Raw genomic sequence first — 14,025 nt, 5'->3', positions numbered from 1 at the left:
CAACCATCCTGCGCCCCGGCCACCCCGGGCGCCCGGTCAGCGGTCGCAGCCGGTGCCGTCTCCGTCGCGGTCGAACTTCGGGTCCCAGCCGGGGTCGCCGCGGTGGATGGGCGCCTTGCCGGCGGCGCGCACCGCGGTGCAGTTCTTGTAGCTGACCTTGCTGGTCGGCTTGCTGGTCGGCTTGCTGGTCGGCGTGCTGGTGGGCTTCGCGGCGGGCTTGACGGTCGCCGTCGTCGCCGTCGTCGTCGGCTTGGGGGTGGCCGTCGGGGAGCTGGGCCGGGGCGCGGCGGCGCTGGTGGGCAGCGGCTCCTTCGGGCACGTCGTGAGGACGGCCCTGCTGGCGTCGCGCTCCGCCGCGGTCATCCACACGCCGTACTTGAGCTTCACGGCCACCTGCCGCGCCACGTACGCGCAGCGAAACGCGGTGTTGGGCGGCAGCCACGTGGCGGCGTCGCTGTCTCCCTTGGCGCCGTTGAGCGGTCCGTCGGCGGCGAGGAGGTTGAGCGGGTCGTTGGCGAACGCCGTGCGGCGGGCCGCGGTCCAGCTCTGCGCGCCCTTCTGCCAGGCGTCCGACAGCGGCACCACGTGGTCGATCTGCACCGCGGCGCTGGTGCTGGGGCCGCGCCTGAAGGCGATGGTGCGGCCGGAGTACAGGTCGGCCAGGGTGCCGGTGGCCACCACGCAGCTGCGGGTGCCGGGCACGAAGGTGACGGCCGTGAGGTCCCGCTTGAGCACGTCGTCGCGCGTGTCGCAGCCGTTCTTGTCGACGTCGGCCCAGGCAGCGCCGAACTGGTCGCGGGTGTAGCCGGTCTTGGGCGCGCGGCCCTTCACGGTCACCGAGGCCAGGGCTCCCAGCGCGGTCTGGACACCCGCTGACGACGACGACGCGGCGGTCGCGGTGGCAGTGGCGGTGGCGGTCGCGGCGACCACCGGGCGGGTGGTGGAGGTCGACGACGCGGCGGACACCGGCGGCGCCGCCCCGGCGGCGCCGGACAGGGCCACCACCACGGCCGCGAGGCCGGTGGTGGCGGCGGTGAACGCGACGGTCCGCGCGACGGGCGTGCTGGAGCGTCTGGCCACACGGCCTCCCGGGGTGAGTGCTGGCAGCGGGAGGACGTCCGCCCGCAGTCGCGTCACACGGTAGGGAGGTGATCACCTTCAGTGACCACGACGCGCCGAGGCGTCCTGCGGTGGCTGCTCAGCCACACCTCGGCCGAGGGCTGGGGCGTGTGGTGGGGTCGAGATCGGCCAGGGACATGGCGAGCCCGCCGACGAACGTGTCGCCGAGGCCGATCGTCGTCGGCATGGCCGCGTCGAGGTGCGCCGCGGCCACGCAGCTGATCGCTCTACCGCAGGGTCTGGAGGCCGCCTCCAGCGCTGTGGCCAGCTCGGCGGCGCGCGGTTGGCGAGGCAGCTCGCGCACCGCGGCCACGTCTGCGGCGGTGAACTCGTCACCGCGCAGGTAGCGGGTGCCGGCGAGGGCGTTCGCCGTCGACAGTGCCGGACGGAGACGCTCGGCATGCCTCCCGTGAGCGGCGGCCCAGTGCCCCGTGTGCACCACCAGCGTGGTGCGCTCAGGGAGCGCGGCGGACAGCTGGCGCAGCGCGGCGAGCACTGCGGGAGGGTCGAGCAGGTCGACGGGGTGGCCGACCAGCTGCTGGAGCTCGTCCTCGTTCATGCTCAGCACGTCGACGAACGGGAGCAGCCTTTCGTGCACCACCCGACGCAGCGCCGGACGGTGGTACCCGGCGTCCTCGAAGAGGACGAGTGCGTCGGCGGGCAACGAGGTCATGTGGGCGAGCAGGTCGTCCAGGCGGGAGCGCAGCAAGGCCTCGTCCTGCATGGAGTTGAAGTTGGAGACGCCGAAGACGCGTGCGCCCGTGAGCTCCTCACCCAGCCGGGGACTGAGGAGCATCGACCGGTTGGGCGGGTCATTGGCGTAGATCTGCCGGTTGGCCCGCCGGGCGGCGACAACGCCACCGTCCGCCAGCGGCACGCTCGCTCCTGGCGGCACCTGGATGATGACGTGCGGGTCTACGGTGTCCTCCGAAGCGCTGCAGATCCAACGCACGCTGGGCGGGATGAGGCTACGGACCTGGTCGTCGATCGAGACCAGGTGCACCGTGCTGGGAACGCCGAGGACTGCCATGGCGAGGGCGGCCCGCACGCAGGTCCCCCCGACCGTGGTGCGCCGCTCGCTCCGGGCGGCGAACGCCTCGAGGACCGCTGAGGAGTCCACGAAGCGCTCGCCGCCGCTGTCGGCCCGGACGAACCCGAGGATCGAGCAGACCAGGTCGCGCTCGGTGACCACCGCGAAGGCGCGTCCAGCGGTGGCGTCGAGGTCGGCAGAGGTGATCCGATGCTCGGCCACGAGGTCGGCCAGGACGCTGGAGTCCCAGCTGACCTCGTAGTCGAGGCACCCCCCGAGGCCGAGGACCACGCGGCGAGCGTCTCCGACCGGGGGGACCTCGTCGAGGGGGGTGCGACTCATCAGGCGGCTCCGCCGAGGTGCTCGGGTCAGGTGGGGCGGGTCAGTACAGGGAGGCCTTGCCGGCGGCGTCGAAGAGGTCGATCTTCTGGGCCGCGGTGACCTTCATGGCAGCGATGCACGGCGGCTGGATGGAGTTGGGCTCACGCAGCCCGCCGTCGGCCAGCACCTCGCGCATCTTGGCGTGGTAGGCGACCTTGATGTCACTAGAGATGTTGATCTTGTTGACTCCGAGTCGCACCGACTCCCCGATCTCGGCATCGGGGTTGTTCGACCCGCCGTGAAGGACCAGCGGCACGCCGACCTTCCCCTTGATCTCCGTCAAGAGGTCGAGCTTGAGCTCGGCCTTCATCCACGAGGGGTAGATGCCGTGGCAGGTCCCGATGGCGATGGCGAGGCTGTCCACGCCGGTCTGGGCGACGAACGACACCGCATCCTCGGGGTCGGTGTAGATGATCTGGGCGGTGCCCGCCTCGGCCTCGGAGTCCGTCTTGCCGATGGTCCCCAGCTCCCCCTCCACGGAGACACCCACTGCGTGCGCGGCGTCGACCGCCTGCCTGGTGAGGCGGACGTTCTCCTCGAACGGCAGGGTGGAGCCGTCGAACATCACCGAGGTGAAGCCGGCCTGGATGGCGTGGATGATCTGCTCGTAGGTGCCACCGTGGTCGAAGTGGATGGTCACCGGCACCGAGGAGCGGTGCGCGCGCTGGGTGATGGCAGCCATGAGCTCGTCACCGGTGTGCGACAGCTCGTCGGGGTGGATGGCGATGATGACCGGCGCCTTCTTCTCCTCGCTGATGGCGAAGACGCCCTGGGCCATGTTCCAGTCAGAGATGTTGAACGCCGGCACGGCGAAGTTGTTCTTGTTGGCCACGGACAGCAGGTCGGTCCCGTTGATGAGCACAGCGGTCTCCTCGGTTCTCTTCGACGACCAGGGGGTCGTTGGGGGTCTGGGAAGGGGGTGGCGTAAGGGGCTCGTCAGACCTTGACGGCGCCGGCGGTCATGCCGCCCATGAAGTAGCGCTGGAAGAAGGCGAAGAGGACGAGCACAGGGACGCACCCGAGGACGCTCATCGCCATCATTTCGTTCCACTCGTAGGAGTGCTGTCCCATGAGCAGCTGGATGCCGATCGGCACGGTCCGCATGTCGGGGGTGCGGGTGAGCGTCAGCGCGAACAGGTACTCGTTCCAGGCGATCATGAAGGTGTACACGCCCACCGAGACGAGGCCGGGCACCGAGATGGGCACGAGGATCTTGAAGAGAGCGGTCAGCGGCCCGGCGCCATCGACCTTCACAGCTTCGTCCAGCTCGCGCGGGAGGGTATTGAAGTAGCCCGTCATCATGATGATCGCGTAGGGCAGCGTGAACACCATGTAGGTCAAGATCAGCCCCGGGTAGGTGTTGTAGAGGCCGAGGCCGACCACCAGACCGAAGTACGGGATGAGCAGGGTTATCGGCGGTACCGCCTGCACGCTGATGATGACCACGTTGACGGCGCGCTTCCCGGGGAACTCGTAGCGGCTGAACGCGTAGGCCGCGAGCACCGAGACGAAGAGCGTGAGCACCGTGACGGCGCCCGCCACGACGTAGCTGTTGACGAAGAACCGCACCTTCGCGGGGTCGGTGAGAATGGTCGCATAGGCGTGGAACGAGAAGCTCTCGGTCACCAGCCGCGGCGGGAACTCGAAGATCTCACTGTTGGCCTTGAACGAGGTCGACAGCATCCACAGCACCGGGAGCGCCGCGAAGCAGGCGCCCAGCAACAGCGCCACGACCAAGGCGGTCTTCTGCAGCGCCCTCTGGCGCCTCAGCCCCGCGGGGAGCTGCCGCGTGGGGATCGTCGTGGTCACGATCAGTCCCTCGCCTTCTGGTGTCGGACGTACAGGACAGCCAGCACCATCGACAAGAGGAAGACGACGACGGCGGCCGCCGAGGCCACCGCGAAGTCGAAGTCTGCGAAGGCCAGCTTGTACGTGTAGGTGCTGAGCACCTCGGTGGCCGAGACGGGACCACCGCCGGTGGTCATCCAGATCAGCGCGAACTGCTGGGTGGTCCAGATGACGTCCAGCAGGGCCATCGAGACGATGATCGGCTGCAGCTGCGGCAGCGTCACGCTGAAGAACCGCTGCACGGGTCCGGCGCCGTCCACGCGGGCGGCCTCGTAGAGGTCCGCCGAGATGCCCTGCAGGCCCGCGAGCAGCGAGACCATGAAGAACGGGTAGCCGGACCAGATGTTGATGAAGGTCACCGCCCACAGCGCGGTGTGCGGCGAGCTGAGCCACTCCGTGCGCCCGTCCGTCGCGCCGAGGGTGCCCAGCAGGTAGTTCACCACGCCGTGGGGGTTCAGCAGCATGCGCCACAGCACCGCGGTGATGGCGATGGTGAAGAGCCACGGGAGGATGTAGAAGACGCGGAACACCGCTCGCACCCGCTGGCTGAGCAGCGGGGTGTTGAGCAGGAGCGCGAAGGCCAGCCCGATGGCGAAGTGGGCCACCACGCTCGTCCCTGTGAAGACTGCGGTGTTCTTGACGGCGGTGTAGAAGACCGGGTCGGTGAGGACCTGGGCGTAGTTGTCGAAGCCGATGAAGGTCGACCTGCGGGCGGTGATGACGCGGTTGAACAGCGAGTACCAGACCACCATGGCGATCGGGGTGGCCATGAGGACCGCCAGGAGCACCAGCGTTGGGGACAGGAAGCCGTACGGCGTCAGCCTGCGGCGCCAGGCACGGGCGGCGTGGCCGGGCGGGGGCGCGGCCGGGTCCGAGGCAGCACCGGACGGGTCCAGCGCCCTCGGCAGGGTGGGGGTTGCCACAACGAGATCTCCTGGTTCGGTAGTGGACCGCCCCCGGTCGCACCGCAGTGGGCGCGACCAGGGGGTGGGCTGGCCGGTCGGGGTCCGGCTCAGAACTCCTTCATCCAGGCCGCCTGCGCGTTCTTGAGCGTGGTTGCCGTGTCCTGGCTGCCCTGCAGCTCGAGCTGCAGCTGCTCACCGAGGTCGCGCATGAGGGTCTCCGCCACCGGCAGCCCCACGAACTCGTTGGCGGGGGTGCCCGCGCTCCAGACGTCGAACGCCTGCTTGAAGGATGCGTCGTTCTTGACGTAGTCCGGGACGGCGGTCTTGTTGCCGGGGAAGGCGTTCGCAGCGGTGGCGAGCTTGCCGTTGGTCTCGGCGCTGAGGAGGTACTCGACCAGCTTGAAGGCCTGCGCCTTGTGCTTGCTGTTCTCAGCGACGCCGATGCCCCACGAGGCGTACGGCACACCGCGCTTGCCGGTGTAGCCGTCCTTGGCGGGAATGGCCGAGACGGTGAACTTCAGGTTCGGCGCGTCCTTGCGGATGGTGTTGATGTGCGCCAGGGAGTCGATCATCATGCCGACGCGGCCGTTGGTGAACTCCTCGACCTTGTCCTGCTCCTTGAGGGTGGCGGTGCCCGGGGCGAGCACCCCCGCCTTGTTGAGCTCGTTGACGTAGTCGATGGTGCTGGTCACGTCGGCGTTGGTGAGGTCGGGCTTGCCGTCCTTGAGCATCGACCCGCCGGACGCCCAGTTCCACGACATGACGTCGTTCTGCACGCCGTTGGGGGCGTCGAGCGAGAGTGGAAGGATCCAGCCGCTCGCCTTGCCGCCGGCCGTGATGGCCTTGGCGTCAGCCGCGAACTCCGTGCGGGTGCTCGGCGGCTCGGCGACGCCCGCCTGTGCCAGCAGGTCGTCGTTGGTGAACATCATGTAGGCGAAGTTCACGACGGGGATCATGTAGGTGGACCCGTCCACCTTGACCTGGCTCGCCAGCTGGCTGTCGTCGTAGCCGGCGTCCTTCATGAGCCCCGACAGGTCGGCCAGGGCGTTCTGGTCGTGGAACTCGTTGACCCAGGCCCCGTCGAGCCCGACGACGTCGCTCATGGTCCCCGAGGCGGCGCCGGCGGTGACCTGCTCCTTGGTGGACGCGTAGGGCCCCGAGAGCAGCTTGACCTTGATGCCGGGGTTCTTGGCCTCGAAGTCGTCCATGAGACCTCGCAGCTCCCCGGCCGGCAGCTCCGGCTCCCACCACTGCGAGAACTCGAGCGTCACGTCGCCGCCGCTGCTCCCGCCGGACCCCGTGTCCGCGCTGGAGCCACCGCCGCACGCGCTGACCAGCGCCAGCGCCGAGACGCCAACGGCCGCCGCGAGCGCGCGCCGCATCCGAGCACCCTTGCCCATGTGTAGTCCTCCATCTGCTTCCGCTTGCTGCGCCTCAGTGCGCTCTCCCAGCGGGATGGCTGCAAGTTAGTGCGGCTTTTACGCAAGGTCAAGCAGCGAGCCGCAGAAGCCTGCGCGTCCCGAGGTCAACAAACCAGCCTTGACGCGCGACGAAGCGCACTGGCCAAGGCTTCGCGCAGCACCAGCAGTGGCGGACGCGCTCGTCGGAACCTAGACGACTCTTGCAATTTCATGCTACTTTTTGCAGGTGTCTGCTGCAAACGCTGTCGAATCTCCGCAAGGGCCTCGCCGGATCCCCGCAGGTCGCAAGGTCGAGCTGGCGTCCTACGTCACGGAGCACGGCCAGGTGAGCGTGACCCAGCTGGCCAAGCACTTCCAGGTGTCCCTGGACACCATCCGCCGAGACCTTGACCAGCTCGGCACCGAGGGCGTGGTCATCCGCACGCACGGTGGTGCGATGAGCCCGTCGGCGGTGCCGCGCATCGAGACCGCCGTCGACGTGCGGCGGCGCATGCAGGCGAGCGCGAAGGACGTCATCGGCGAGCTGGCGGCCGGCCTGGTCGCCGACGGGTCGGCGGTGATGCTGAACGGCGGCACCACCGTGCTTGCGGTCGGGCGCGCGCTGCGCGACCACCGCGACCTCACCGTCGCCACCAACAACCTGCTGCTCTCCTCCGAGCTGAATCCGGCTGCGGTGCGTGACCTGTGCCTGTTCGGCGGCACGGTGCGCCACAGCTCGCAGACCACCGTCGGACCCGTGGTGTTCCGCAGCGGCCTCACGGGCGGTGAGGTGGACGTGCAGTGCGACCTGGCGCTCATCGCCGTGGGCGCCGCGTCTCTCGAGGGCGGCTACTCCGGGTCCAACCTGTCCGAGGCCGCGATGATGCGGGAGATGATGGACCGCGCCACCGAGGTGGCGATGCTGGTGGACAGCTCCAAGTTCGGGCGCCGGATGTTCGCGCAGGTTGCAGAGCTGGGCGGCGTCGACTACCTGGTCTCGGACGCCCCGCCCCCAGCTGACATGGCCCGTGCGCTCGCCGAGGCACGAGTGGAGGTCGTCGTCCCGGCGCCCTGAGCACCACCTCCGCACCCAGCAGCGCCTGCTGGTCAGTCGACGGTGAGGGTGCCCTCGCGGATGGCGGCCATCACCGCGCCGTGCCGGGTGCCCACCTCGTACTTGGCGAGGATGCTCGACACGTGGTTCTTGACCGTGTTCTCGCTGATGAACAGCGTGGCGGCGATCTCGGCGTTGGTCTTCTGCTGAGCCAGGAAGTGCAGCACCTCCCGCTCGCGCGGCGAGATCCGGGCCTTGGGCACCGGGTGCGCCGGCGCGGCGGGCTCGACCACCTCGGCCATGCGGGAGAAGAACATCTCCAGCGACTCCGACCCCTCGTGCCTGGAGAGCCGCTCGGCCAGCAGGCGCCGCACCCGCAGGTACAGGTCCAGCAGCTCGAACTCGGACAGGCCGTCGAGGTCGTCGTGCGCCCGCAGGTCGACGACGTTCACCGTCGTCATCCGCAGCCGCCCGGCGTCACGTCGTCGCGCATCTGCACAGTTTGTGACCATACGCGACGCAGCGCTACGCCCTGAGCACAAGACGTCATGGGTGCCGACGGCTGCGGCCGTGAGACGGTGCCGTCGTGGGGGCCGCGGTGAGGGGGTCCGCCGGGGGTGGTGACGAGCTCGACCTCGACGGCGACGACGACGACGGCGACCGCGACGACGCTGACGGCGGCGGCCGACGGCCTGCTGTGCGCGCCGGGACGGACGCGCCGCGCCGCAGGCGGCGGGTGGTGGCCGCGGCCGTCGTCGTCGTGCTGGTGGCGCTGGGGGTGGGCGTGGTGGCGCAGCGGCGCGCCGCGGACCGCGGCCCCACCCGGCTGGACGGGTCGGCGAGCGCCCAGGAGCTGTCCCGGTGCTCGACGAGCCCGCCCGCGCCGGCACGGCCCTCCCTGACGACGGCCTCGCGGAGGACGTGGGCGTGCGGCGGGGGACCGAGCGGCTGCTGGCGGTGGCGCCCGCGGCGTCGTACTGGGTGGCGCTGGGGACGACCCCGGGCACGGTGTGCCTGGTGGTGCGCCCGACCGAGGACGTGCTGGGCCGCGGCGGGCTGTGCACGTCCGCTGCGGACGCGGCGACCGGGATCGCGCTGCCGCCGGGCGGCGGGCCGGGCGGGACGCTGCTGCCCGCCGGGGCGAGCACGCGAGAGGTGCTGGCCGCCGGTGACGCCGAGCTGGTGCCGGGGCTGTGGGTGGACACCGAGACGGCGTCCGGGGTGGTGCGGGCGGCGGTGCTCGGCACGTCCACCCGGCTGCCCGCGGTGCCGCTGACGGTGCGCCGCGGCACCGGGTGGCTGCCCGTGCTGCTCACCGCCCCGGGGCGCCCGTACGCGGTGGTGCTGGCGTGCCTGCGCCCCGTGCCGGTGCGCCTCAGCCTGGACGGCGAGGACGCCCCCGCGCAGCGCTGCCCCGACGACGTGCTCGTGCGGCCGTTCACCGGGGACGGCCAGCCGGTGCAGGTGGGCCTGCAGGCGCCCGAGGGCCTGGTGTGGGCCGCCGAGGTGGTGACCTGCACCGGCGGCCCCGCCGGTGCGGCGCTCTGCTGAGAGCGGTCCCTCGGCGCGCCTCAGGCCAGGTGGGCGTAGACGGGCAGGTCGACGGCGTCAGCCGGCGGCGCGATGAGCTTCTCCCCCAGCTTCAGGCGTCGCACGGCCCGGCTGGAGGCGAGCCCCACCAGCGCGCCCAGCACCCGGATCTCGGCGGTGCGGCGCGGGTTGCCGATCCGCGGGGTGCCCGGCGGCAGCTTCTGCGCGGCGTCGACCAGGGGCCGCAGGACCCGCTCGTAGGCGTCCAGCGCCGCGGCGGGCGAGGCACCCGGCCGCGTCAGCTCACCGGCCAGCACGTGGGCGCCGACCAGGGCGAGCGTGGTGGACATGCCCGAGATCGGCGACGCGCAGTGCGCGGCGTCGCCGGCGAGCACCACCCGGCCCCTCGACCAGCGCGGCAGCACCGCCTGGCCGAGCGCCTCGACGTAGTACGGCTGGGTGTCGAGCGCGGCGGTGAGCCGCTCGCCGACGGGGCCGGTGCCGGCGTAGAGGCGCTGCAGCACGTGCGCCGTGGCCCGGGGCTCGAGCTCGTCCAGGCCCGGCACGTCGGACAGGAACGTCAGCAGCCCCCGCGTGGTGCCCTCGTCGTCGGGGCGCAGGTGGGCGCTGCGGCCCCGGCCGAGCACCTGCCAGGTCCAGTAGCGGTCGTCGCCGGGCTCGCGGGGGACGGTGAGGTAGGCGCAGTAGGCGCCGAGCTCGCGGACGTGGCCCTCGCCGAACACGCGCCGTCGGGTGCGCGAGCGCAGGCCCTCCGCGACGACGACGACGTCGAAGCGCTCGCGCGCGCCGGAGGCGAAGGTGACGTCGACCCCGCCGCCGGTGTCGTCGCCGGTGTCGTCGACCTCGGCGACCTGGTCCCCGAAGCGCCACTCGACGCGACCGGGCAGCCCGTCGCAGCTGTCCACCAGCAGGCGGCTCAGGCGCCCCCGGAGCACCTCCACCTCGGCGGTCGGTCCGCCGGTCTGGGAGGTGGAGGCGGGGAACTCCCCGAGCACGCGGCCGCGCTCGTCGAGGAAGCGGGTGCCCTCCTCGCCGGTGGTGTGCGCGAGCACGCGCTGCTCCAGGCCCATCCGGCGCAGCACCTCGCGGCCGGCGCCGCGGACGTCCACGTTGTGGCCGCCCGCGCGCAGCTCGGGTGCGCGCTCCACCACCGTGACCGACGTGCCGGCGCGGGCCAGCCAGTGCGCCAGCGCCGGGCCGGCGATGCTGGCGCCGCTGATGAGGACCTTCGAGATGGCCACGGCCACTCCTCGTCGCTAGACTGCCTAGTAGATAGACAATCTAGCGAACAGGGGTGACCGGTGCACTTCGAGCCGGACGACGTGACGCGGGCCCTGCAGGCCTTCACCGACGCCAGCCGCGAGCTGCTGGCGCGGGTCTCGCGGCAGCAGGGCCTGGGCACCACCGACGTCACCGCGCTCTACCTGCTCGGGAACCACGGCCCGCTGGGGGTGGCTGACCTGTCCGAGCGGCTCGGCATCCGCACCGCCTCGGCCACGGTGCTGGTGGACCGGCTCGCCGCCGCCGGCCATGTGCACCGGCACCCGCACCCCACCGACCGCCGGCGCACGCTCGTCGTCCTCGACGAGGGCGCCCGCGCGGCGAACGACGCCGCGTGGTCGGCCCCCATCGCCGGCCTCGACGCGGTCAGCCGCGAGCTGCCTCCCGACGAGCGGGAGGTGGTGCTCGCCTTCCTGCGGCGCGCCACCGAGGCCCTCGACCGGGGCGCCACCGCAGCACCCTGACCCGCCGGTCAGCGGCGGCGGTGGGCCCGCTTCTGGGCGAACATCCGCTGGTCGGCCACGTGCACGAGGGCGGTGACGGCGTCACCGTCGGCCGGGTGCAGCGCCACCCCGGCGCTGACGCCCACGGCGACCTCGCCGAAGCCTGTGGGCACCGGCTCGGTGACGTCCTGGCAGACCTGGGCCACCACCGCGGCCACCTGCTCGGCGGCGACCACCGGGTCCAGACCGGGCAGGGCCAGCAGGAACTCGTCCCCGCCGAGGCGGCAGACCAGGTCCGCGCGGCGCAGGCGCCGGCGCAGCCGGGCGGCCAGGGCCACCAGCAGCTCGTCACCGGCGGCGTGGCCGTGGGTGTCGTTGACGGCCTTGAACCCGTCCAGGTCCAGCAGCACCACCGCCAGCGCGCTGCCCCCGGCGCGGGCGTCCCACAGGGCGGTCTCCAGGCGCGTCTCGAAGCGGCGGCGGTTGTCTAGGCCCGTGAGCGGGTCGGTGAACGCCAGCTGCTCGATGCGCGCCAGGTGCGCGGCGCTGCGGTCGCGCTCGGCGGCCAGCTCGCGCTGGGCGAGGACGTGCTCGGTGACGTCGGTCTGCACGCCGATGTACTGCGCGAGCACGCCGTCGTCGTCGCGCACCGGAGACAGGTGGATCTCGTTCCACCACGGCTCGCGGTCGGCGCCGCGGTGGTTGAGGACCACGCCGGTCCACTCGCGGCCGGCGCGGATGGCCGAGCGGATGGAGGCGACCACCCCCGGGTCGGTCTCCGGGCCCTGCAGGAAGCGGCAGTTGCGGCCGAGCACCTGCTCGGCGGGCAGGCCGCTCAGCCGCTCGAAGGCGGGGTTGACGTACACCAGCGGCTGGTCGGGGCGGCGCAGCTCGGCGATGCAGACGCCGCTGGTGGAGGCGGCCAGCGCACGGCGCAGCAGCGCGTCGGTCACCTCGCCGCCCAGGACGCCGCTGCCGGTGGGGCCGCTCGGGACGTCCCCCGGCCTCGCCGGGCGCGAGGCGCGGCGGGAGCCGCCCACCTCGGCCGCCGGCACCACCGCCTGCTGGGGGACGACGACGGGCCGCGCCTCGTCCTGGGCCGCCACCCGCGCGAGCAGCGCTCGCCCGGCGGCGGCCACGGTGGAGCGCTCGTAGGTGAGGGCGTACTCGAAGCGGCGGGCCGGGTCGGGTCCGTCGTCGCCGAGGTCGCGGGCCAGGAGCGCCGCGGCGAAGTGCGGGGCGATCACCACCACGTCCCACTCCCCGCGCACCGGGTCGTCCGCGGACAGGGTGGCGCCGCGCACGCCGGGCATCGGCTCGGCGGGCAGGTCCTCCCCGAGGGCGCACACGAAGGCGGTGCGCTCGGCGAGGTCGCGGTAGCGGCCGGTGGTGGCGGGCGTGAAGTGCCGCGCCTCCTGGAAGGTGGAGGCCACCACGCAGGTGCTTCCCTGGCGCAGCGCCTCCCGCTCCAGCTGCTTGCTGAGCTCCACGAGCAGCTTCTTGGGCGCGCGACGCAGCTCCACGCCCTCGGGCAGGAGGGCGAACGGGCTGGAGGTCAGCGGGTCCGGACCGGCGCCCGTGCCGCGGCGCGGCAGCTGCAGGGACCCGGTGGGCGGGTGGTCGGCGGGCACCGCCTGGGGCCGGCCGAAGAGCCAGCCCTGGCCCAGCCCGGCGCCGAGCGCCTGCGCCAGGCGCAGGTGGTCGGCGTGCTCGATGCCCTCGGCCAGCACCAGGGCGCCGCTGTCCTCGGCGTAGGCGTTGACGGCGTTCATCACCTGCGCGACGTCGGGGCCGGGCGCGTCCTGCACGAGGCGCAGGTCCAGCTTCACCACGTCGGGGCGCAGCAGCGGCATGAACGCCAGCGAGAGCTCCTCGGCACCGACGTCGTCCAGGGCCACCGCCCACCCGGCCTCGCGGACCCGCTCCACGGTGCGCAGCAGCTCCGCCGGGCGCTTGGCGAGGGCCCGCTCGGTCAGCTCCACCACCACCCGCAGGTGGCCGGGGGCGCTGGCGGCGATCTCCAGGAGCACGTCGAGCGGGGCGCTGTCGAGCACCTCCGGCTCCACGTTGACGAACAGCGACAGCGGCTCCACCAGGCCGTGCACCGCGGCGCCGCGGAAGGCGGCGGCGCGGCAGGCGGCGTCCAGCTCGGAGAGCAGGCCGTGGCGGCGGGCCGTGCCGAACAGGGCGTCCGGCAGGTGCAGCGGGGAGTCGAGGGGACCGCGCACCAGGGCCTCGTGCGCGACGACGGCCCCGGTGGACAGGTCCACGATCGGCTGGAACCAGCTGACCAGCCGCTGCTCGCGCAGCAGGCGCCGCAGCTCGTCCCCGCCGTCACGGGGGTCGCCCTCGACGTCTGAGGAGTGGTCTGCGAGCAGGCCGACCAGGTCTGCGTGCGGCTCGACGGCGGTCATGACGGCTCCGAACGTGGTGCTGACCGCCCGAGCGCTCGACCGGTGAGGGTGCATCGACGCGTTCTCACCTCACCTTGACCAGGCTGAACAAGCTGTGGCGCGCTCTCGCCCGATCGGGCCCGTCACAGGTCCACCACCTCGAACTCCAGCAGCGCCGAGCCGGTGGCCACCGGGCGGCGCGGGGCGGGTCCGCCGTCGCCGTCGCTGTGGGCCACCCGGGCGCTGCCGTCGCGCCAGGCCTCGAAGGCCTCGCGGCTGGCCCACTGCGTCACCACGAAGTACCGGCTCTCCCCGGCCACCGGGCGCAGCAGCTGGAAGCCCTCGAAGCCCTCGGCGCCGTCCACGGCGTGCCGGCGCGCGGCGAAGCGCCGCTCCACCTCGGGACCGGCGCCGTCGGGGACGTCGAGGGCGTTGATGATGACGACGGACACGGGCGGACCTCCTGGCGCGAGCGGGGGTCCGATCATCGCCCCGGTCGCCCGGGGCCCTCCGGCCGGGGAGCGGATCTGCGCCTCCCCTCACTGCGCCTCCCCTCACTGCGCGTCACGGCGCGCCACGGCGGGCCGCGGCCGCCGGTGATCCCAAAAGCCTCCCGGGGC

General features: G+C 72.5%; 13 protein-coding genes. 3 read left to right on the top strand and 10 right to left on the bottom strand.

Annotated elements, in window-relative coordinates; all coding sequences use genetic code 11:
* Positions 1-36: 36 nt before the first annotated feature.
* From H7K62_RS03775 to H7K62_RS03750, 6 genes are all read right to left on the bottom strand, one after another.
* Positions 37-1,080, bottom strand: a complete 1,044-nt coding sequence (locus H7K62_RS03775) for a GmrSD restriction endonuclease domain-containing protein (RefSeq protein ID WP_370591601.1) — start codon at positions 1,078-1,080, stop codon at positions 37-39.
* Between the two features lie 118 nt (positions 1,081-1,198).
* Positions 1,199-2,491 (bottom strand): ADP-dependent glucokinase/phosphofructokinase, encoded by a 1,293-nt coding sequence (locus H7K62_RS03770; RefSeq protein WP_186716616.1) that lies wholly within the window; start codon positions 2,489-2,491, stop codon positions 1,199-1,201.
* A 40-nt stretch (positions 2,492-2,531) separates the two neighbouring features.
* On the bottom strand, positions 2,532-3,392 hold the full coding sequence (locus tag H7K62_RS03765; protein WP_186716615.1) for a ketose-bisphosphate aldolase: 861 nt from the start codon (positions 3,390-3,392) through the stop codon (positions 2,532-2,534).
* Positions 3,393-3,466: 74 nt separating this feature from the next.
* Entirely contained in the window at positions 3,467-4,282 is an 816-nt protein-coding gene (locus H7K62_RS03760) for a carbohydrate ABC transporter permease (RefSeq protein WP_370591629.1), read from the bottom strand.
* 59 nt (positions 4,283-4,341) lie between these two features.
* Entirely contained in the window at positions 4,342-5,301 is a 960-nt protein-coding gene (locus tag H7K62_RS03755) for a carbohydrate ABC transporter permease (protein ID WP_222437059.1), read from the bottom strand.
* An 89-nt stretch (positions 5,302-5,390) separates the two neighbouring features.
* Positions 5,391-6,665, bottom strand: coding sequence for an ABC transporter substrate-binding protein (locus H7K62_RS03750; RefSeq protein ID WP_222437058.1), 1,275 nt, complete (start codon positions 6,663-6,665; stop codon positions 5,391-5,393).
* 265 nt (positions 6,666-6,930) lie between these two features.
* On the opposite strand from H7K62_RS03750, the gene H7K62_RS03745 reads away from it, so the two are divergent.
* Complete coding sequence (locus H7K62_RS03745; protein WP_186716613.1) at positions 6,931-7,758, top strand: DeoR/GlpR family DNA-binding transcription regulator; 828 nt, start codon at positions 6,931-6,933, stop codon at positions 7,756-7,758.
* Between the two features lie 32 nt (positions 7,759-7,790).
* Here H7K62_RS03745 and H7K62_RS23495 read toward each other — a convergent pair whose 3' ends face one another.
* On the bottom strand, positions 7,791-8,189 hold the full coding sequence (locus H7K62_RS23495; RefSeq protein WP_222437057.1) for a helix-turn-helix domain-containing protein: 399 nt from the start codon (positions 8,187-8,189) through the stop codon (positions 7,791-7,793).
* Positions 8,190-8,598: 409 nt separating this feature from the next.
* On the opposite strand from H7K62_RS23495, the gene H7K62_RS03735 reads away from it, so the two are divergent.
* Positions 8,599-9,288, top strand: coding sequence for a hypothetical protein (locus H7K62_RS03735; RefSeq protein ID WP_186716611.1), 690 nt, complete (start codon positions 8,599-8,601; stop codon positions 9,286-9,288).
* A gap of 20 nt (positions 9,289-9,308) precedes the next feature.
* On the opposite strand, the gene H7K62_RS03730 is transcribed toward H7K62_RS03735, so the two are convergent.
* Positions 9,309-10,529, bottom strand: coding sequence for an FAD-dependent monooxygenase (locus tag H7K62_RS03730; protein WP_186716610.1), 1,221 nt, complete (start codon positions 10,527-10,529; stop codon positions 9,309-9,311).
* Positions 10,530-10,589: 60 nt separating this feature from the next.
* Here H7K62_RS03730 and H7K62_RS03725 point away from each other — a divergent pair, with 60 nt between their 5' ends.
* The gene (locus H7K62_RS03725) at positions 10,590-11,033 is read left to right on the top strand and encodes a MarR family winged helix-turn-helix transcriptional regulator (RefSeq protein ID WP_186716609.1); all 444 of its coding nucleotides are present in this window, start codon (positions 10,590-10,592) and stop codon (positions 11,031-11,033) included.
* Positions 11,034-11,041: 8 nt separating this feature from the next.
* Here the strand turns inward: H7K62_RS03725 and H7K62_RS03720 are convergent, their stop codons facing one another.
* Together H7K62_RS03720 and H7K62_RS03715 are read right to left on the bottom strand one after the other, a co-directional pair.
* The gene (locus H7K62_RS03720) at positions 11,042-13,426 is read right to left on the bottom strand and encodes an EAL domain-containing protein (protein ID WP_186716608.1); all 2,385 of its coding nucleotides are present in this window, start codon (positions 13,424-13,426) and stop codon (positions 11,042-11,044) included.
* Positions 13,427-13,548: 122 nt separating this feature from the next.
* Positions 13,549-13,857, bottom strand: a complete 309-nt coding sequence (locus tag H7K62_RS03715) for an antibiotic biosynthesis monooxygenase family protein (protein WP_186716607.1) — start codon at positions 13,855-13,857, stop codon at positions 13,549-13,551.
* Positions 13,858-14,025 lie beyond the last annotated feature (168 nt).

It is taken from the genome of Quadrisphaera sp. RL12-1S (assembly GCF_014270065.1).
Classification (GTDB): domain Bacteria; phylum Actinomycetota; class Actinomycetes; order Actinomycetales; family Quadrisphaeraceae; genus Quadrisphaera.
Note: the sequence above shows the minus strand (reverse complement) of the source record. Positions and strands in the feature narration are given on the sequence as shown.